General features: G+C 69.1%; 15 protein-coding genes. 4 read left to right on the plus strand and 11 right to left on the minus strand.

Annotated features, from left to right (window positions below):
• Window positions 1–106 precede the first annotated feature (106 nt).
• From B042_RS24210 to B042_RS0102680, 3 genes are all read right to left on the minus strand, one after another.
• Window positions 107–502: a hypothetical protein gene (locus B042_RS24210; protein WP_051415412.1), complete on the minus strand. Its 396-nt coding sequence runs from the start codon at window positions 500–502 to the stop codon at window positions 107–109.
• A 94-nt stretch (window positions 503–596) separates the two neighbouring features.
• Window positions 597–938 carry a hypothetical protein gene (locus tag B042_RS0102675; protein WP_028646938.1) on the minus strand — a complete coding sequence of 114 codons (342 nt, stop codon included), beginning with the start codon at window positions 936–938 and terminating at the stop codon, window positions 597–599.
• Between the two features lie 510 nt (window positions 939–1,448).
• Window positions 1,449–2,300, minus strand: coding sequence for an ion transporter (locus B042_RS0102680; protein ID WP_231493702.1), 852 nt, complete (start codon window positions 2,298–2,300; stop codon window positions 1,449–1,451).
• Window positions 2,301–2,575: 275 nt separating this feature from the next.
• Between B042_RS0102680 and B042_RS0102685 the strand changes: the two genes are divergently transcribed.
• A complete protein-coding gene (locus B042_RS0102685; RefSeq protein WP_028646940.1) occupies window positions 2,576–3,127 on the plus strand; it encodes a thymidine kinase in 552 nt (183 codons plus the stop codon).
• Window positions 3,128–3,139: 12 nt separating this feature from the next.
• Here B042_RS0102685 and B042_RS25520 read toward each other — a convergent pair whose 3' ends face one another.
• From B042_RS25520 to B042_RS0102700, 4 genes are all read right to left on the minus strand, one after another.
• Complete coding sequence (locus tag B042_RS25520) at window positions 3,140–3,895, minus strand: hypothetical protein (protein WP_155988835.1); 756 nt, start codon at window positions 3,893–3,895, stop codon at window positions 3,140–3,142.
• Window positions 3,888–4,961 (minus strand): NlpC/P60 family protein, encoded by a 1,074-nt coding sequence (locus B042_RS0102690; protein WP_369797660.1) that lies wholly within the window; start codon window positions 4,959–4,961, stop codon window positions 3,888–3,890. Before B042_RS0102690 ends, B042_RS25520 begins: the two co-directional genes overlap by 8 nt.
• Before the next feature lie 123 nt (window positions 4,962–5,084).
• A complete protein-coding gene (locus B042_RS0102695) occupies window positions 5,085–5,762 on the minus strand; it encodes a hypothetical protein (protein WP_028646942.1) in 678 nt (225 codons plus the stop codon).
• A 19-nt stretch (window positions 5,763–5,781) separates the two neighbouring features.
• On the minus strand, window positions 5,782–8,037 hold the full coding sequence (locus tag B042_RS0102700) for a type IV secretion system protein (RefSeq protein ID WP_231493740.1): 2,256 nt from the start codon (window positions 8,035–8,037) through the stop codon (window positions 5,782–5,784).
• A 678-nt stretch (window positions 8,038–8,715) separates the two neighbouring features.
• Between B042_RS0102700 and B042_RS0102705 the strand changes: the two genes are divergently transcribed.
• A complete protein-coding gene (locus tag B042_RS0102705) occupies window positions 8,716–9,399 on the plus strand; it encodes a DUF4333 domain-containing protein (protein WP_369797659.1) in 684 nt (227 codons plus the stop codon).
• A gap of 257 nt (window positions 9,400–9,656) precedes the next feature.
• Window positions 9,657–11,246 (plus strand): serine/threonine-protein kinase, encoded by a 1,590-nt coding sequence (locus B042_RS21715; RefSeq protein ID WP_081748554.1) that lies wholly within the window; start codon window positions 9,657–9,659, stop codon window positions 11,244–11,246.
• Between the two features lie 4 nt (window positions 11,247–11,250).
• On the opposite strand, the gene B042_RS21720 is transcribed toward B042_RS21715, so the two are convergent.
• Window positions 11,251–11,688 carry a hypothetical protein gene (locus B042_RS21720; protein ID WP_036553701.1) on the minus strand — a complete coding sequence of 146 codons (438 nt, stop codon included), beginning with the start codon at window positions 11,686–11,688 and terminating at the stop codon, window positions 11,251–11,253.
• Window positions 11,689–12,054: 366 nt separating this feature from the next.
• Here B042_RS21720 and B042_RS24215 point away from each other — a divergent pair, with 366 nt between their 5' ends.
• Window positions 12,055–14,241, plus strand: coding sequence for a bifunctional serine/threonine-protein kinase/ABC transporter substrate-binding protein (locus tag B042_RS24215; protein WP_051415414.1), 2,187 nt, complete (start codon window positions 12,055–12,057; stop codon window positions 14,239–14,241).
• A gap of 16 nt (window positions 14,242–14,257) precedes the next feature.
• Here B042_RS24215 and B042_RS0102730 read toward each other — a convergent pair whose 3' ends face one another.
• The 3 genes from B042_RS0102730 to B042_RS0102740 all read right to left on the minus strand — a co-directional run bounded on the left by B042_RS0102730 (window position 14,258) and on the right by B042_RS0102740 (window position 19,256).
• On the minus strand, window positions 14,258–15,520 hold the full coding sequence (locus tag B042_RS0102730; RefSeq protein WP_028646945.1) for a DUF6891 domain-containing protein: 1,263 nt from the start codon (window positions 15,518–15,520) through the stop codon (window positions 14,258–14,260).
• A gap of 60 nt (window positions 15,521–15,580) precedes the next feature.
• Window positions 15,581–16,651 (minus strand): hypothetical protein, encoded by a 1,071-nt coding sequence (locus B042_RS21730; RefSeq protein ID WP_051415415.1) that lies wholly within the window; start codon window positions 16,649–16,651, stop codon window positions 15,581–15,583.
• Between the two features lie 136 nt (window positions 16,652–16,787).
• A complete protein-coding gene (locus tag B042_RS0102740; RefSeq protein ID WP_028646946.1) occupies window positions 16,788–19,256 on the minus strand; it encodes an ATP-binding protein in 2,469 nt (822 codons plus the stop codon).
• Window positions 19,257–19,311 lie beyond the last annotated feature (55 nt).

Raw genomic sequence — 19,311 nt, forward strand, 5'->3', positions numbered from 1 at the left:
GGGGGCGGAAGATCCGGATCGACCGCTCCCACGGTACGGGAAGGCGGCCGTCGGTGTCCGGACAGGCGGCCTATGCGGCGCACGCATGAGGGGGCGGGGCGGGCGGTCAGGGGCTCGGGGCCGGACGGGACCCGGCGGGCGGGGAAGGGCGGGCGTCGACGCCGCCCTCGGCAAGGACCAGGTGCCGTCGACCCGGCACGGTCTGAACGGTCTCCATGATGTGGATGAGCAGGAGCGACATCGCCGCCCGCAGGTGCGGCAGCGCGCGGCCCAGGGCCTCCTCCGCGTCGGGCTCCAAGACGCGCAGGTGACGGCCGATCCGCTCGGGGCCGCCGTGGAGGACGAGAGGCGGGTCGAACCGCTCCGACTGCTCCTCGCCGAAGGCCCAGCCGGTGTGGATCAGGATCGAGGTGCGGTCCGGCCCCGGTGTGGCGCGGACCCCCTCGGCGGCCAGTGAGGCGATCAACTCGTCGTACAACTCCTCGTCGGTGAGGTCGTCCATGACTCCCCCCGTGGCCGAAGAAGCCTGCTTGAAGGCCGGTTTCCCCTGGTCTGCCCGGTAGAGCGCCCCGCCAACCCGGGGCCGTCGGCACGGATCAGTTCGGCGGATCGATGGTGAAGTGCCGGCCGGGTTTGGTCTCGACGGCCGCCATGATGTGCACGAGGAAGAGGGACATGGCCGCACCCAGCGGCGACAGCGCCTGTCCCAGTGCGTCCTGGGCCTCCGGCGCGATCGCACGCAGATGACGGCCAAGCATCTGCGGACTCACCGCGAGTTCGAGCGGCGGGTCGAAGCGTTCCGGCGCCTCGTCACCCAGGGCCCAGTCGTTGTGGATCAGGATCGAGGCACGGTCCAGCCCCGGTGTGGCGCGGACCCCCTCGGCCGCCAGTGAGGCGATCAACTCGTCGTACAACTCCTCATCGGTGAGGTCGTCCATGACTCCCCCTGCGCCCGGTGGGGCATGTGAGTTACCCGTGCTCACTGGTGTTCCCTCTGGTCAGGGCACCTGAACACACGCGCACGGGCCGCGGGCGATGCACGTTTCGTCTTTCTCACCCCCTCGCGGAAGGGGGCCGCAGACGAATCGGCGTGGCGTTTCCCGAAGTGCCACCCGCGAGGCGCATAGGGGCAGTACTGTTGGTCATCAGATCCCGACGGGAGCGCTCCACGCCGGAACAGGCGGAGGACCCGTGCGGGATCGGGACCGGCGCGGTGGCCTCGCCGCCGTCCCGGCCCACACGAACCACTCCCGGAAAACCGGTGCGCCGCCGTGAGCGCCGCGCACCGGGGGAACGCCCTCGAGCGGTGAAGCAGGGGTGCCGCTCGATGGATTCCCAGGAACCGGGGGCCGGACGGCATGGGGGTACGTCCGGCCCCCGGAATCACTCCTGGCGATCGAATGGACACATGGAGTCGTGCCGGGGGCCCGAGGGCCCTGCCCCCTCGGTCAGCGCCCCGGCTCGGCGGCCCCCTCCGACACGACCGGCCCGACGGTCGGCGGGCGGTCCCCCTCGCGCTCCCGCAGCAGGTGCTCCAGGCGCTCCACCTGCCGCCCCAGTTCGGCCATCCGCTCCATCACCTCCCGGTGCTGGACCTCCTCCAGCCGCTGGTCCTCGTCCCAGCGGTTGCGGTCGACCTCCTCCTTCATCGACGCGACGATCACACCGATCACCAGGTTCAGGACGATGAAGGCGGTCACCACGATGTAGAGGACGAAGAAGATCCAGCCGCCCGAGTGGTGGGCGGTCACGGCGTCGGCCACGTCCGGCCAGTTCTCGGTGGTCATGACCTGGAAGAGCGTGTACAGCGACGTCCCGAGGTCTCCGAAGTATTGCGGCACGCTCGCGCCGAACAGCAGTTGGCCGAGGATCGCCGCCGTGTAGACGATGACCAGGAGGAGGGCGATGACCGTCCCCATTCCCGGGAAGGAGCGGAACAGCGCGGAGACGATCATCCGCATCTCGGGGACGGCGGTAATGATCCGCAGGATCCGCAGCACGCGCAGGACCCGGAAGACGGAGAACGGGCCGGCCACCGGGATGACGGAGACCAGGACCACGGCGAAGTCGAACCAGTTCCACGGGTCACGGAAGAAACCCCGGCGCCACGCGTAGATCTTGAGCGCCATCTCGACGACGAAGAAGACGACGAGAACGTGCTCCACCGCAAGGAGATAGGGAAGAGCAGAACCGCCATAAGTGGCCCATCCTAAAATAACCGCGTTGGCCAGGATGACCAGAAGTATCGCGGTGGAGAACCGTCGGCTCTCGACCAGCCGGGCGACCCGATCACGCCGCAACGTCCCGTCCCCTTTCAAGCCGCCCTCGATTCGGTCGGGCGGCGACCCACTTATACCGGAATGTCGGCCAACGCGGTCACGTGCCCTATCCCACACCGGCTCAGCCGAGCAGAATGACTTTCCGGAAACCGGACCGTCGAAACCCCGTGTGAGGATGGAGCACCGGGGAGGCGGCCGACGCGGTGCGCGGAGCGACCGGCTCCGCTGGTACCTTCGCTGTCGGCCGAGGCGAGGACCCCGAACGGCCGGAGCACGCCCGCGATCGAGGAAGAGGCATGGCGGAGCTGAAGTACTTCACCGGGTCGATGAACTCGGGCAAGAGCACCATGGCCCTCCAGGAGCACCACTCTCGGGGCGGCGAGGGCGTGCTGTACACGAAACAGGACCGGGCCGGAGAGGGCATCATCTCCTCACGACTGGGCCTGGAGTCACCCGCCGTCGAGGTCGGCGACGGCCTGGACCTGTACGACGACATCGCCGAGCGCAAGGCCCGGTACGTGATCGTGGACGAGGCGCAGTTCCTCTCAGCCAAGCAGGTGGGGCAGTTGGCCGGCGTCGTCGACGGGATGCGGATCGACGTGTACTGCTACGGCATCCTGACGGACTTCCAGGGACGACTGTTCCCAGGCTCCCAGCGGCTGGTGGAACTGGCGGACCGGATCGAGGTCCTACCGGTGTACGCGCGCTGCTGGTGCGGCGACCGCGCCACCCACAACGCCAGGGTGGTCGACGGGGTGATGGTCTACCAGGGCGAGCAGGTGCACATCGGCGGGAACGAGTCCTACACCACCCTGTGCCGACACCACTTCATGGCCGGCGTGGCCTGAGCCAGACCAGGTTCACTCAGGAACGAGCACTTGAAGACTCGTCTCAAAATAAGAAGCCACATGCCTTGCCTCACCAGAAAATCGCTCCTTAGTTATTTCACCATTGGATGCAGGAGAAAAGAAAGACATCACATAAACCGTACTCCTAGTTTTACCTACCAAGAAATAAGCATACCCCCCAGAAGGACTCTTCTCATAAAAGAAGTGCGACCTCTCACTTAAACTTCCTTCACCAGAGTCAATCACTTCACCCCTACTTGAAGAAAGTTCTTCAACGAGCTCGTCGAACCTCTCTCTGGCAAGATGATCGGGATCTAATTCCCCCGGGGAATCGATCACAGATTCATAAGAGTATGAGAATTCCCAGGGCTCGAACTGGCCAGGCGCAGATCCAGTTGGCATGATTTCCCAGACGCACCGATCCCGAACAGTGCGGTCCTCCCAATTTCCATCCAAGGCCGGATCTTCATAGTTTCCACTATAGTAATCACTATCCACTGGAGGATACGCATGCTGAACATCCTGGACGCAAAGATTCATCTCACCCGGGTCCAGATCTGGAATTGGATCACCTGTCAAAACAGCTTGCGGATGATTCGACGAACCATCGATTCCGCTAGATAGGCTAGAAAGCACCATGTTTGCTACTCCCAGCAGCACACCAAAGGTGCCGAAGGCCGCAAGTGTTCCGCAGCCGAAGACCGCACCTGCGGCCTTCCATCCGTGCAGCCCCTGCTTCTTCTGAGGCGGTTCCTTCACATCAGCCACGGCTATCCAGCGCCTCCAACTGGGCGATCACATCCGGGTGCTGCAAGGGACGTGTGAACCCCACGATGTCCGAACGATTGGGGTCATCGTACTCACGGACCGCGATCGGACCACAGTTGGTGCACCAGGCCTCGACCATCAGCCCGTTGCCGACCACCATTCCCACATGGCCGGGGCTCGCTTGTCCTCGCGGCCTCGTGTCGAAGAACACCAGGTCACCCGGCTGTTCCTCACCCATCGGAATCTCAGGGCCGAACTTCCACTGGGTCTGAGACACCCGGGGAATGGCCGCACCGATGCTCTCGTAGGCCTTGTACATCAGTCCTGAGCAGTCGAAGCCACTCGGGCCTGTTCCGCCCCAGACATAGGGCTTCCCACGCTGGGCCAATGCCCAGTCAACCACCGCCTGGGTCAGATCGTCCGGCGCACGCCCGATGAGCATTCCGTCCTCGTTCAACTGGCACAGCACCGCGGTACGCACCGAGCCCGAGGTGTCGAAATCACCGTCGGCGTACTGACCAGCCCATTCCAGTACGTCGTCCACATACCACCAAGCGTGGTTGTACCCGTAGATCGCCTGGCGCACGTCGTCCCGCAGTCCGTGCGCGATGAGGTAGTCCGCCGCCGCCGGGATCGCGTCCCCGGGATCGTAGACGTTGACGATGCCGTCACCATTGCCGTCGAGCCCGTATCCATCGTCGGGGCGGTCCCCCACCGGCTGGATGGGTTCGCCGCCCCAACTGTTTCCCGCAGCGGAACCGTCGAGAGCACCGAACTGCATCGGTCCGGCGGCACCCCAGTCATTGTGCCCTTCGGTAATCCCCGGGCCGTCCCATCGACCGTGGTGGGACTCCACCTGTCCGACCCCGGCGAGGATGTTCCAGGGGATGTCACGGTCCTTCCCGACCTCCTGGTACAGCTCCAGATAGTTCTCCGGGATGGAGTCCATCGCGTAGCCGCTGGCGTCGGGCTGCTGGGCGTCGGCGTTGGGTCCGCAGACGAGTCCACTGGAGAGCAGGCTGCCGAGTTGTTGCGTCGAGTTCGAGACCAGGGGGACGACGACCATCGTCACCAGGATCGTCAGAGCGGCCAGGCCAGCGGCGATCATGGCGACCCAGAATCCGGACGCGCCTCTGTCCGAGAACCTCAACGAGAAAACGGGGGTGGGGGCGGGGTGTGGGTTCAAGCTCTATTCCTCCCCGAACTGTCCTACGTCCGCGGGCTGGAAGTCGAAGACGCGCCATGTGCCACCGCCGCGGACCACGGTGATGGCGAACTCACCGAGTTCCTCGTCGAATTCGGCGTTCCCGGTCTCGGTGATGGACTGCGCCGTCACCACGAAGGTGACGGAGTCCTCGCCGAAGCTTCGGATGGTGTCGATCTCGGCGCGCCCCTCGGCGACGGCCTCCGCCTCCGACATCTCCTGCCAGAATGCCCCGACCCGACTCGGGTCGGAGAGCACATCCGCGTACTCGTCGGTGGCCAGGCCCTCCAGCGCGGCGAAGTAGGACTCGGGCGACCGGGTGTAGTCGATGGTCCCGTAGGACTCTGAGAAGGCCTGGGCGGTCGCACCCGCCGCACGGAGTTCGTCCTCCGTGAACGGAAACCATGTGAGGACGTCCGTGTCCTGGACGTCGCTGGTCTCGATCGGGCTCGGCGCGACCGTGGACAGGACGTCCGGTCCGGACCGGGGGGCAGGGTCCTCTGTCGTTCCCGTTCCGGTCTCAGCGGGGGCGGCCACGGATTCCTCCGTCTCCTCACCACCCCCGAAACCGCCGAGGCTGAGGTAGATCCCGAATCCCACCAGGATCACGATCAGGCTGGCGAAGATGAGCCTCTGGGCACGTTCGGGCAGTGAGTTCGGCATCGCTCGGGGCTTTCGTCAATCAGTCGTCGTTCAGCCAGAACGGGACGTCGCGTCGGCGGTCCCTGTTCCTGGAGGAACTGCTCTCGCCCCAGAACGGGGTGATAGGTGCGTCGTTCCCGCGTCGACCGGGCCCGGAGAGCCAACTGCCCTCACCGTCTCCACGGCGGCTCGTGCTGTCGGCCGGTGCCGGCCGCTGGGGGGCGGTGCGGTCCCGGCGATCCCTCGGTGCGCCCCACCGCGAACCCCGGTCACCCACGCTCCCCCTGGGCGGGGTGGCTTCACGCCCGCCGAAGATACCGCGACCTGTACTGGAATCCGGGCGCTCGGTACTGGCGGCCCGGCCACCCCCGAAGAGGGAGCCGCCACCGCCACCGCCGTGGTCGTCTCGCCGAACGGTGGCCCCGCCACTGCCTGAAGCGGTGCCGAACACGGAGGCCCAGCCGCTGTCCCCGGTTCCGGTGTAACCACCGCTCGGCCGGGGCGGGATGGAGCCCCCGCCACCGCCCAGACTCGGTGCTTCGTCGACGCTCCTGCTCTTCTCCGCAGGGCGTGTTCCACCAGTGGTGGACGACGAAGGGGTTCTGGTGACGTTGAGCGGAGGCGGTGCGCCGTCGCCACGGACCCGGCCGTACCCGACCTGTCCACGGGCACGTGCAGGGCCACCCTCACCGACGTTCTCCTCACCGGTGACGCTCTCGATGGCGGTGCCGTTCGCACCGCCCCCTCCAGCGGGAACCCCCGAAGCGACCGAGGCGATCTGCGAAGACCTGCGCAGCCCCCACGCCTGTGCCCTGAGGTTGGCGATCGGGGGCAGCACCGCCGCGCTTCTTCCGAGGGTCTGGCTCTGAGCGGCGTCGCTGACGATTCGCGAGGTGAAGGTGTTGGCGTTGACCGAGGAGAACAGGTAGGCGAAAGGCTTGCGGTAGATGAACAGGGCCAGGGTGAACAGGGCCAGCAGAATCATCTGGAGACCCCAGCCGAGGGTGCTCGACATGACCAGCCCGTAGCACATGACCAACAGGGCGATCAGCAGCACGACGAAAATCTGTTTGAGCAGGAATCCGACCATCAGTTCCACCCACCGGAGCAAGACCATACGCCCGTATCCGGGGTGGATTCCGATGAGCAGGAAAATCGGCGATAGAAGAAAGAGAAGAATAAATGCAATCTTCAGAACTATAAGGGCCACAGATCCAGCAAGAATCAGACCACCTGCAAAGATTGCCGCAAAAAGAGCCAAGGTTGCTACACCCAGGCGACTCCCTTGATCCTGCCCAGAAAACAACGGATAGACGCTAGGGTAAGAAGATTCCATCCGAACTGCTATTTCTTCGTAAGAATCTTGCTTCGCAGCTATCAGTTCATTCGCATCAACTTCACCATCTGCGATCTGCTGCTGTTCGATACGACTGATTCCCTGTGCCGCAATGATTTCCTCAGCATGACGGCGAGCAGCATTCTGACCCGTGGAATCGTTCCCAAACTGCCCTGCTACCCAGGGCTGGCACACCAGGCTGGACCACAGCATGTCCGCGTTGCGCCGCACCTGGAAGTCCGACTCCGACTCCCAGTCGGCCCTTTCCGGTGCCTGGGCCCCCGCTGGACAGGCACCCGACCCTCCGCCGTAGGGCACCTGGCCGACCGTGCTCGTCACCAACTGGGTGCCGGAGTTCACCAGTCCGCTCGCCAACCCCATGACCTGGGCGGGGTTGACCAGGATCCACATGCCCAACGCGGTGGCGGCGACCATCCACACGGCGGACTCGATCGTGAGCGTCACCCGCTTGCGGATGAGCCCGTACCAGCCGAGCCACACCGCGCCGAGGATGACCACGGTGGGGATGAGCGGACGCCAGATGCCTTCCCGCAAGGTGACCACGACGTTGGTGACGAGCTCGTTGAAGCTCGCGAGCAAGCCGTCGGAGGTGGCCGCCTGGTAGACGGTGATCGTCGACTGGTTGATGGTCTTGGACAGGTCCCACACCGTGTTGGCGAGGGTGGCCTGGGCTCCGTTGGAGATACCGTCGACGCACGACTCGGTGATCATGTGCCACTGGGTTCCGGCCGTGCCGTACTGCCCGTACATGCTGGCGTCGGGCGGGAGGCCGTCGGGCGAGCCCTCGATCGCCGACTGCGACCTGGGGGGTACCAGCAGACCGTCCGAGCCGCTCCCCGCCGACTCCGGCAGCGGTGCGGGCTCCCCCGGGCACAGGGTGTTGGCGTGCGCGGTGGTCGGGAGCAGGACCATGAACCCGACGAGCAGGAGCAGCATCATCAGGGGCCGTCGCCATCCCGGCCGTCGGACATGCTGATGCGTCATCGGATGGGCTCCTACGTCGTGGTCGGCGCCGTGGGTCGTGCTGCGTGGCGGACGGTCGGAGGGGGCCGTCCGCGCACACCCTCTCCCGGCGTACGCGAACCCAGGCCCCCGCATGTCTTTACCCCATCCTCTATGGTGCTCCACCAAAGACCCGCCAGATGGGTGCAACGCCCGGAGATTTCCGATTCCTGCCTCTCTCATGCCACAACGCAGGCATGCAAAGCGGCCGTAGTCCTACGTTTCCGCAGCTAGTGGACATCAACGGCCCTTCCGGAACTCCCATAATCCAGCAGTCCACAATTAAGCACCCCGAGCCTGAGTATGAGGGGCGTCACATGAACTTTACCCCAGAAAAATGGACATTAAGCCATCAAACGGTCTTAACGCCCAGCTGAGGTTCGGCTTCCGAGGCACCCGCAGCCCCTATTGCCGTTGGGCCGAAACCTCCACGCTCCACCGCAGCCGGGGAGACGGCACCACACGCCCCCTCCACAGCGCGCCCGACGGGGCGTACCGCACCGACACGCCTCCTGAGGGGGCTGGACACCGGGTGGATATCGGGACTTAAGACCACAAAAGTGCATCAAGGTGTATTGCACCGAAACCAGCCTCCGCTCCCGCGCGTCTGTCCGCATGGCACGTCAGCACAAGACCAAGGAGGCCGCGATGCGGCAGGTCAGCAGGAAACCGGTCATCGTCGGAGCGGCTCTGGGCGCGCTGCCCCTGCTCCTCACCGGCTGCTCTTTCAACTTCAGCATCGGCGGCCCCGGGGCCGTCGACGCCGAGCAGGTGGCCCAGGAGTCGAGCCGCATCCTGGCCGAGCAGGTCGGTGAGGCCCCGGACGCCTTCACCTGTCCCGAGGACCTGCCCGCCGAGGTGGGTGCCGAGATCCGCTGCGAACTCACCGACGGCAGTGCGACCTACGGGGTGACCCTCACGACGACCTCCGTCGACGGCGGCAACGTCAACTGGGACGTCCAGGTGGATGAGGCCCCGACCGGTGACGCGGCCCCCGCGGACGAGGGCGCGGCCGAGGACACCACCGGCAACGACACCGTGATCGAGGACACCCCCGCCGTGGTGAACGGCTCCGTCCCCGCCGCGACGGTCGCCGAGCAGTCGGCCGCGCAGCTGGAGGCGATCGGCCAGACCGTCGATGACCTCTCCTGTTCCGAGCCCCTCCCCGCGCAGGTGGGCGCCGAGATCCGCTGCACCCTCGTACGGGGCGGCATGAACTACGGCGTGACCGTCACGGCGACCTCCGTCGACGGCGACTACGTCGGATGGGACATCCTGGTCGACGACGCACCGCTGTAGCGGGCGTGCCGTCCGGCGGAGCACCGCGAGAGCGGGGCCGGCGAAGGCGTCGGCCCCGTGTACCCGCCGCACCGGCCCGGTTCCGGTCACGCCGGTGGCGCGGCCGGGGAAGGTCGGTGGCGCGGTCTAGAGTACGCAGAGCCGGGACAACGGCATCTGATATCCCAGGTCAGGCGGAATCACTCTTTTCCCGATAGATTGTGGCCTGCACTTCCCCCACTCCGACCATCCCACCGCCAGAAGGGAACAGGCCGCACATGACTTCCCCCGGTCGCTCCTCCGTCGGCCGTTACGAACTGCGAGAACGACTCGGCGCGGGTGGAATGGGAACGGTCTGGCGCGCCTGGGACCCCTCCCTCCAGCGCGAGGTGGCCGTCAAGGAGGTCCGCCTCCCCGAGGGGATAGATCACGAAGCCCGCACCGAGGCCTACGAGCGCACCATGCGCGAGGCACAGGCGACCGCGCGCATCCACAGTCCGGCGGTCGTGGCCGTCCACGACGTGCTGGAGGAGGACGGCAGCCCCTGGATCGTCATGGAGCTGCTGAGCGGTGTCTCCCTCCAGCAGCGCCTGGAGACCCTCGGCCCGATGCCGGCGGACCGTGTGGAGGAGACCGCGCTCTCGGTACTGCGCGGACTGAAGGCGGCACACGCGGCCGGGGTCGCGCACCGGGACATCAAGCCCGCCAACATCATGCTCACCGATGACGAGCGGACGGTGGTGACCGATTTCGGGATCGCCAACGTCGACGGGAGCACCGCCCTCACCCAGACCGGCGTGTTCATCGGCTCCCCCGAGTACATGGCACCGGAGCGCTTCGAGGGCGAGCGCGCCCTGCCCTCGTCCGATCTGTGGAGCCTGGGCGTCACGCTGTACGCCCTGCTGGAGGGGCGCTCCCCCTTCAAACGGGACAGCATCACGGGGATCATCAGCGCGGTGCTCACCGCCCCGCTGCCGCCCCGCCCCACCGGACCGGACCTGCCCGAACCCGGTGACAGGGCCGGGGCGCCCCTGCGCGCGCTCATCGCGGCGCTGCTGGACCGCGACCCCTCCGCGCGGCCGACACCGGACGAGGCGCTGGACCTGTTGCGGCGTGAGAGGGCGGCCCTGGCTACGGGCGGAGGCCCCGCGGAGGGGGCGAGCGGACCCCAGGCTCCGCAGAGCGGATCGCAGCAGCCGCAGAGCGGCCCGCAGCGGCCCCCGACACCCGGGACCCGGCCGGTGCCGCCCACGACGCACCCGCCGCACTCCCCCGTACCGCACCCGGTGTACCCGGGCGGTGGCGGGCAGCCGCAGCACCCCTCCGGACCGCAGGGGCCGCCGCGCACCGTCCCCACCGGCAGGGTCGGACCGGGCGCCCCCGTGGGCGGCGGTACGGGGTACGTCACCGCGGGACCGCGGTACGGCTACCCGGGTTCGACCACCGGCGGCGGGCCGCTCCCCAGCGGGTCCGGCGCAGGCAAGCCCGGCACGCTGATCGCCGCCTCGGGCATGCTGGGGGTCAACGCGCTCTACCTGATGGTGATCACGGCCCTCCAGGCCTTCTCCGTGGCGAGCGGCTCCGGTTCCGCTGACTGGGGCCCGGTCCTGCTCGTCGGAGCCTGGGGCCTCTTCTCGGCGTTCTCCGCGCTGGGCCTGATGACGGGCTCCCGGTCCCTGTTCGTAACGGTGGTGGCCGTCCAGGTCCTGATGTCGGTGCTGGTGCTGTTCAGCGTGTTCTCGGTGCTCGTCTACTCGACCGAACTGGTGCCCTGGTACCTGTTGCTCCTGATCTTCAACCTGGTGATCGGCGGACTGCTGCTGCTCCCGTCCCGCTCGCGCGCCTTCTTCGGGGTGGGGGCGGCCTGAGGCCCTACCACCAAGCGGTGCGGGTGGCCTCGTCCTCGCACCCGGCGGTCCCGGAGACGACACAGGCACGGAACGCGTGGCCGGCCTGCGCGGCGAGTCCCCACGTCCATCCGGTGCCGCCGCTCGCCAGGTAGTGGGCGGCCCGGTCGTCCGGGACCCGGTCCCCGTCGAGGTCGACCTCCAGGACGATCTCGTGCCGGCTCGTTCCGTTCAGTACGCGCGCCCAGACGTACCGGGTGCCCTCGCCGTCGACGCCCTGGCGGACCTGGACGGTTCCGACCGGGGTCTCCCGCTCCAGGGCGGTCCGCGGGCCGCTGATGGCGTTGACCCGATCCCGGTCGATCCAGGCCCCGTCCGCCGACGCCGGAGCCGCTGTACCCACGACACTCGTGACGGCTAGGGCCGCCACCGCTACCGAGGCCATCCGCTCGACGATACCCATCCCGCTCCTCACGTTCGCGTGGCCGCCGACCACACAATGATCACGACAAGTAATTGAAATGCTACCCAAGAGGGTGCATCCTCCCGGGAGGCGCGAGGCGCACTCGCCACAGAGGGCGAAGACGAACTCCTACCGCAAAAGCCATCCATCATGGCGAATCCGACAAAAAATAACAAAGCCCACATTTCACCCAGAAAGATGGGGCCGCAGTGGCTACAAAGAGATAAAAGTCATGTACAGGAAAGTCCGTGAGAGTGGTTGACTAAAGCCGCACCGTGACCATCGCCCTTCCTCACCGGGAGCAATCCTGTGCCCCCCATATCTGGTACTCCCCCCACACTGCCCCTGGAATCCTCAGATCCCAGAATGATCCCACCTTTCGAAATCCACGGCCGGCTGGGATCGGGCAGGACCGGCATCGTCTATGCCGCGAAGGCTCCCGACGGCCGCTGGAGCGCCGTCCGGGTCATCCACCCCGAGCACGCCGACGACCCGGGGTTCCGCCAACGCTTCTCCCGGTTAGTCCAGGCCACGGGACACATCCGGGCACGGTCCCTGTCCCCGGTCCTGTCCGGCGGCCCCAACGCCGCACGCCCCTGGATCGCCACGGCCTACCACGCCGGCCCGTCCCTGGCCGAACAGGTGCAGACCCGCGGCCCTCTGCCCGAGGCCCGGGTCCGCGTCCTCGCCGCGGGCATGGCCGAGGCCCTCGCCGCGATCCACGCTGCGGGGGGTGCACACCACGACCTGAAGCCGTCGAACGTCATCCTCTCCCCGGACGGGCCGAAGGTGGTCGACTACGGCATCGCTCAGGCGTTGGACGGCCCCTCCTCCCCGCCCGAGACCGCCACCCCCTGGACCGCTCCCGAACTCCTCCGGGGCCGCGGCGGCCCGGAGTCCGACGTCTTCGCCTGGGGTGCGCTCGTCGTCTACGCCGCGACCGGGACACCGCCGTTCGGCACGGGACCGGCCGAGCACGTGTCCTACCGCCTGCTCCACGAGGAACCCGACCTGCGCGGCCTGCCCGACCACCTGTGGAATATGGTGGGACGGGCCCTGGCCAAGGACCCCTGGGAGCGCTCCCGCGCCTCCGACCTGGTGCGCGCTCTGACGGCCACCGGTCCTGGCACCGCCCCCGCCACTCCCGAGGAGAGGGCCGACGCGGTCGCAGCACTCGCCGAACGCGACTGGGCCCCCTTCCCCGACACCGTCCGGGTCGGCCCCTCCACACCCGCCGAAGCACCCCCCCGCACACGTGCCGAGGCCCCCGGGACCGAACCCGACCCCTTCCCCGAGAGGCGCGGCCACCGCGGGCGCCGCCGCGGGCGCACCGGCTGGGTCCTGGGTGCCGCCGCAGGCGCGCTCCTGCTGGTCTCGGCGGTCGGCGGCCTGGTGCTGCTGACCGGGGGAGGGGAGAATGGCGCAACCGCGGTGACCACGGACGACGCGCTCACCTTCGGGCTGCTGTATCCGCAGAACGGTGCGCTGGCCGCACCGCACCTGCCCGTCGCCGCGCAGTACGCGATCGACGAAATCAACACCGCGGGCGGTGTGCTAGGCGCACCCGTACCCGACGTCCACACCGCCGATGAGGGCGACGCGAGCGAGGGGCAGCAGGTCCAGGCCGAGGCCGCGGCCGTCGAGGGCGCTCAGCGGCTGCTGGCGGACGGGGCGCACGTCGTCCTCGGCCCGACCCACTCCGCGCTGGCCACCCACACAGCCGTCACCGGCAAGCGGACGGTCCAGTGCGCGCAGGAGAACCTCGACTCCACCGCCGACATCGACGACGGCGGCTACTACTTCAGCAGCAGGCCCGGGGTCGCGTTCCTGGCCCAGGCCTTGGGGCGGACGATCGCCGATAACGGGCACGGCAGCGTCGCCATCCTCATGGACGAGAGCCGCAGCCTGTACGCGGACGCGCTCGCCGCGTCGCTGGACGGGCACGGGGTCTCCTACACCTACCTGCTCCACGACGGGATCACCACCGGCGCGGCCACGATCGCCGGTGACGCGGCCGCGGTCGAGGCAGACGCCTTCGCGGTGCTCTCCTCGGTCATGGGCCCCGAACTCGTCCAGGCGCTGGCGAGGACGGGCGGGGAGACTGTGCCGCCGATCTACCTCGACCACTCCCACCTGTACGACCCCGCAGCGCTGCCCGACGGGGTCACGGGCGTGGCCCGAAACGACGACGGCGGCCAGGGGTTCCGTCAGGAGCTGGCCGCCCTCGGGGCGGACGCGGGGGACCTCCGGCACGCGCCCTACGTGTTCGACTGCGTCACCGTCGCCGCGCTGGCCGCGCAGGCGGCCGGCAGCACCGACCCCGCCGTTTTCGTGGAGCACATGGCGCGGGTGACTCGGGACGGGACCGCGTGCGAGGACTTCGCCTCCTGCCGGGACATGCTCGCCGAGGGCGAGGAGATCTCCTACCGGGGTGCGAGCGGCCGGTTCGCCTGGGACGGGTCGGGGAGCCGCACGTTCGGCGTGTTCGAGGTGTCCGTGGCAACCTCGGGAACCTACGAGACGCGGGTCCTCGAACTGGAGGCCTCCGGGTGAGGTGCGGCCCTGGCGGTCACCCCCAGGGGGTGACCGCCAGGGCGCCCAGGTCCGCCAGGGCGACACGGCCCTCCTCCGCGAGGATCCGTACCATCTCCTCCGCTTCGGAGGCGGTGACGTGGCGGCCGCGTGAGAGCGACTCCTCCGGGGAGGGGCTCTCCATCCACAGCCGGGGTCCGGCCTCCCACACCATCTGGACGACGGCGCCCCCGGGGGCGTCGAACACCGCGAAACTCCCCTCGGCGGGCGTCAGACGGTGGACAAGGTCGCACGCGGCCGCCGTCTCCATGGGTTCGGGGTACTCCACGAACCCGATCCCGGTGCCGCAAGTGTCGCTGTACTTGACGTCGAGCACCCCGGTCCTCGGGGAGGACGCGTCCTCGGCCGGCCAGCAACCGCCGACCGCCCACCGGCTGAGCGGCTCCTCCAGGCGCTCACGGGCCAGCAGCCGCCGCGGCCGGGAGACGCACAGGAGGCCGGCGTCGCGCTCGACGGTGATCACGTGGCCCCGGTCACTGGTCAGCGTGGCCGCGTACCCTCCAGGCAGCCAGGGCAGGACCATGCGGGCGAGTTCGCGGACGGTGACCCGGCCCCGGTAGTGGTCCATCCACTCGGGGACACCGAACGGTCCCGGATCGGTGTAGGCCACCTCCACCTCCGGCTCACCGTCGACGGGGACGCCCGGGCGGGCCGCACCGCGGTCCCGGCGGCGCCGCCGCCAGTCGAGGACCACCTCCAGTTTGCGGTCGGGGTCGCCGTCCCAGGTGACGGTGAGCCCGTGGGCCCGCAGCGTCTGGGCTATCTCGTCGCCGACTGCGGCGTGGCGGATCTCGTGCAGGGCGCCGAACCCGATCCAGAGCGGCCCCCCGCCCATCGCTGCCTCGGCGTCCCGCTCGTGAAAGAAGGCGTAGCCGCGCACGTTCGGCCCCTCGGCGACGGCGCTGTGGGCCTCGGCCTCGGCCTGGACGGCGTCCCGGGCGCACCGGTCGCAGCAGGAGCAGTCCTCGCGGGCGAGGATGCCGGACTCGTCGAGGGCACGGAAGGCCCGGGTGAGGCGTTCGCTGTCGGTACGGGCGGGCCAGAGCCGCTGCCGGTGCAGGTGGTCGTGCAGGGCACGGTCGACGAGGGCGTCGAGTGCGGCGGGATCGGCCAGGGCCACCGCTTCCCACGTCCTGCGGCGGATCTCGACAAACCCGCCCCGGCCCGAGGCGACCATGACGGCCGTGTGCCTGCGTGCACGGGCGAGAGGACTGTCGTCGATCTGCCGTACTCCACTCATACGGTCAATATGCCAGAGGCCTTCGACCCTCGTTCCCGAAGGGACGCACGGGTGCGGCCCTCAGGCGTCCCCTCCCGCCGCGGGTTCGGGGGCCGAAGGCCCGGGACCGGAGTGCGGGAGCGGGTGGCCCGCCAGGGCCCGGACCCGTGCGTCGCGGATGCGGCGTGCGAGCACGGCGGCTGCCGACAGGTCGCCGACCTCGGACGAGGGGCCCTCCAGGAAGGCGGCCGAGGCCACGTGGTCGGTGTACTCGTCCATGGAGTCCAGCGCCTCCTGGCACTGCTCCCACTCCCGGTGGGCCTCCAGTGCCCGTTCCACGGCCGTGCCGTAGGCGGTGATCTGCTCTACCCGGACCCGCACGGCGCCGTCGACGGTGTCCAGGGCCTCCCGCTGGGCCTTGAGAGCCTCCCGGACCCGGGGTGAGGCCGCCCGCTGCCAGCGGCGCAGGTGGGCCCGGCGCAGTTCCCTCTGCCGGGCCAGGAGGGAGGCGATGCGCCACTCCTGGTCGCGCAGCACCGCCAGGGCCCGTACCGCGTCCAGGGAGGCATCGCCGATCTCGTCGCGGGCCCGCTCCACCAGGACGATCACGCGCTGGACGGCGGCCAGGCGCGGGTGGTCGGCGTCGCTGACGTCCTCCGCCGTCAGCACCAGTTCCCCGTAGTCCCGGGGCTTCCGGCGCACACGCCCCGTGGCCGCGTCGGCACAGAGGAGGGCGGTGAAGCAGCCGAACAGCAGCCACGGCAGTCCCGCGGGGACGTCGGCCAGGGCGGTGCTCAGGAACCACACGCCCACGGCCAGGGGGGCTCCCACCCCGGTGAGCAGACCGAGGGTCCGCATGGCGGGGTGGGTGCCGCGACCGCAGCACAGGATGAGGGCGTAGGCCGTCAGGATCACGGCGGCGACGACCAGTCCTGCGGCCGCGCCCGCGACGGCGCCCGCGACGGCAACGGTGAACCCGGCGGCGAGGACGTGGACGGCGCCCTCCCGGAAGCGGGCCGGCCGCGTCAGGGGACCGGGGTCGGCCCACGGTGGGGAGGGGGGCGCGGCGGCCTCCCGCGCGATCAGGGCGCGCATGTCTTCGGGAAGGGCGGGATCGACGACGGGAAGGGGCTGGACGACGTCCTCACTCATGGGCGGCCCTTGTGAGAGGTGGGTCGATCGGGGTGTACCGGGGGAACCCGGTCGGAATAGGTCATCCCCATCCCGGGCGGGGCCCGAACCTGGTACCGGTGTCCCCTTCGCCCCGGCCGCCCGTGGCGGGACAGTGTCAGTCCCCGTAGACCGAGGCGGCCATCACCGGGCCCTCCTCCCCCTCGGGCCGGCGCCGTGTGGGGTTGGTGTCCAGCCAGCGCAGCAGGTCCTGCGAGACCAGGTCGACGCCGATGCGCGCCGCCCTCCCGTCGAGGTCGCGGAACAGGCACTCGCCGTTGCCGAGGTTGCGCAGCACCGCGAGGTGGTCCTCGGTCGGTTCCACGCCGAGCAGCGACATGACGCTCCCCACCTCGTGCCGCTCGCTGGAGCGGAAGGCGAACACCGAGGACAGGCAGTTGGTGACCTGTTCGTTGAGCAGGTCACCGGCGTTCTGCGAGACGAGGATGAGGGCGGTGTTGCGGGACCGGCCCATGCGTGACACCTCGGGGACGAGTTTGGCGCCCTCCGGGGTGGAGGTGACCGCCCACGCCTCGTCGAGGAAGATCGCCTTGGGCAGGCTGCGGTCGAGTCCGTTCATCAGGCGGCGCGCGAACTGGGACACCAGGTACAGCAGGGCGACGGACAGCCGCTGCTCATAGGAGTAGTCGTCGCGTCCGACGCCGGAGTCGGGCAGGGTCAGCCCGCCCAGGGTGAAAACGGTGGTCCAGCCCTCGGTGTCCACCCGCGCGTCGCCCTGGGGGTCGAAGCACAGGCTGGCCAGGCGCATCTCCGACATCGACTGCAGGACCGCACCCAGGTTGCGGGAGGCCGCCCCGGACGAGGAGACGAGGTGGTCGACGACCTTGGCCAGGGAGGGCCGGGGCTGGTTGGCGACCGCCGCGACCGCCTGGATCATGGCGGACTCGCGCTCCTCACTCATCCTCGGCAGGAGGAGGCGGAGGGTCTCGGTGGCCATGGTCTTCTTGGCGGGCAGGTCGTCGCCGAAGGCGAACGGGTCGAGCAGGCCCGGCTGGGCCGACCCCAGGGACATCATACGGGCCTTGCGTCCCCGCCGCTGGAGGAGTTCGACGAGGGACTCGGCGTCGCCCTTGGGGTCGATGGCGGCGACGGTGACGCCGCGCAGGGCGAGCTGGTAGATGAGCAGCAGGGCGAGGGTGGTCTTGCCGCCGCCGGGCTCTCCGGTGATCGCGATGGCCGTGGGGCGGTTGCGCGCCGCGGCAACCATGGGGTCGAAGTGGACGATGGCGCGGGCGCGGCCGATGGTCTCGCCGATGTAGGGGCCCACCCAGCCACCGGAGGAGCGGCCGCCCCGGTCACCGACGTCGACGGTGGCCGTGGGCATGCCGCCCGCGATGGTGCGCAGCGGCTGGCGCTGGGCGTAGGCGCCCAGGCGGATGCGGTCGCCGGGCAGGGACTCGCTGAACAGGGAGAACTGGTCGCCGGTGGAGTTGATGACGTCGATACCGATGTCGCGGTAGTGCTCGATGACCGCTTCGACGTGCTGGCCGAGCAGGCGCTCGCTCGGCGCGGAGACCATGAGCCGGTGCCAGCCGTAGACGAACGGGAGGCGCTCCTTGGTGATGCCGTGTTCGAGCATGCGGGCGGCATCGATCTGCTCGGCGAGGGCGATGGGCGCTTCCACCCCGGCCTCGCGGATGTGTGCGTCCATGTCGCGGGCGTGCGCGAGCTTGCGTCCGACGTCCTTGCTGGCCTTGGCGGGCGGGATGAGTTTCATCCGCAGGGACATCTCGACGGGGAAGGGCAGCGCGTCGGCGTGGTGCATCCAGGGTTCGCCGTCCGGGAAGGGCATGAGGTCCGGGAATCGGGCGAAGGACAGGAAGGCGACGTGGGTGGAGCCCGCGGGCTGTTCGAGGCGCAGGGCGGACCGGCCGTTGTGGACGACCCCGTCGACGAGCGCCTCGATCTCGCCCCGGCCCCAGGTGCGGCGGCCCGCGGCGGAGGGTCTGATCTCCTCGGCCGTGCCGCTGACGGCGTGGCGGACAAGCCAGGCGATCTCGTCGGCCGTGGCGTGGCGGGCGTGCAGGGAACTGGCGGCGAGCGCGCGGCCGAGGCGTTCGGACTGCTCGGTCCAGCGGGAGATCTCCTTGTCGTCGAAGGCGTCGTCGTTGATGCCCAGGGCCTGTTCCGTGCGCTGGTAGGTGCCGAAGAGGTGGGAGAAGAGGCCGAGGCCCGCCCCACCGGTGCGCTGGCCGAGGCGGACGCCGAGGTAGACCTCCTTGGTCCAGAAGTCCTTGGCCCACACGTGGCGGTACGTCTCGTCGAGGTAGTCGTACCAGCCGGGGCCGGAGTCGGAGGTGGCGTCCAGGGCGGTGGCCCACGTGGCGGCCGGATAGGTGCGGTGGGCGATGCGGAGGTGGATCTCGGCGTCGTTCATCCGGATAGCGGCGAGCGCGATGGTGATGTTCGTGGCGAGGGCCTGGCGCTCCTCCGGTGTGGTGAACTCGTAGGACACCGTGGGCAGACGGAAGTAGGCCCAGGCCTCGGTGTCGCTGAAGAGCACGCGGTCGTCGAAGTAACGGACCGCGAGGCGGGTCGCGCCTCGGGTTCCCCAGGTGCCGGCCATCTCGGTAACCCTCCTGATCGCTCTCGGCGGGGTGCCCTTCCCGGGACCTCCCAGG

This window comes from Nocardiopsis sp. CNT312, from assembly GCF_000515115.1.
GTDB lineage: Bacteria > Actinomycetota > Actinomycetes > Streptosporangiales > Streptosporangiaceae > Nocardiopsis.

Bases quoted from the DNA above. Each gene is read 5' to 3' on its own strand.
- B042_RS24210 (WP_051415412.1), bottom strand. From the start codon at position 502: ATGGACGACCTCACCGACGAGGAGTTGTACGACGAGTTGATCGCCTCA.
- B042_RS0102675 (WP_028646938.1), bottom strand. From the start codon at position 938: ATGGACGACCTCACCGATGAGGAGTTGTACGACGAGTTGATCGCCTCA.
- B042_RS0102685 (WP_028646940.1), top strand. From the start codon at position 2,576: ATGGCGGAGCTGAAGTACTTCACCGGGTCGATGAACTCGGGCAAGAGC.
- B042_RS0102690 (WP_369797660.1), bottom strand. From the start codon at position 4,961: ATGGTCGTCGTCCCCCTGGTCTCGAACTCGACGCAACAACTCGGCAGC.
- B042_RS0102695 (WP_028646942.1), bottom strand. From the start codon at position 5,762: ATGCCGAACTCACTGCCCGAACGTGCCCAGAGGCTCATCTTCGCCAGC.
- B042_RS0102700 (WP_231493740.1), bottom strand. From the start codon at position 8,037: ATGATGCTGCTCCTGCTCGTCGGGTTCATGGTCCTGCTCCCGACCACC.
- B042_RS0102705 (WP_369797659.1), top strand. From the start codon at position 8,716: ATGGCACGTCAGCACAAGACCAAGGAGGCCGCGATGCGGCAGGTCAGC.
- B042_RS21715 (WP_081748554.1), top strand. From the start codon at position 9,657: ATGACTTCCCCCGGTCGCTCCTCCGTCGGCCGTTACGAACTGCGAGAA.
- B042_RS21720 (WP_036553701.1), bottom strand. From the start codon at position 11,688: ATGGGTATCGTCGAGCGGATGGCCTCGGTAGCGGTGGCGGCCCTAGCC.
- B042_RS24215 (WP_051415414.1), top strand. From the start codon at position 12,055: ATGATCCCACCTTTCGAAATCCACGGCCGGCTGGGATCGGGCAGGACC.
- B042_RS0102730 (WP_028646945.1), bottom strand. From the start codon at position 15,520: ATGAGTGGAGTACGGCAGATCGACGACAGTCCTCTCGCCCGTGCACGC.
- B042_RS21730 (WP_051415415.1), bottom strand. From the start codon at position 16,651: ATGAGTGAGGACGTCGTCCAGCCCCTTCCCGTCGTCGATCCCGCCCTT.
- B042_RS0102740 (WP_028646946.1), bottom strand. From the start codon at position 19,256: ATGGCCGGCACCTGGGGAACCCGAGGCGCGACCCGCCTCGCGGTCCGT.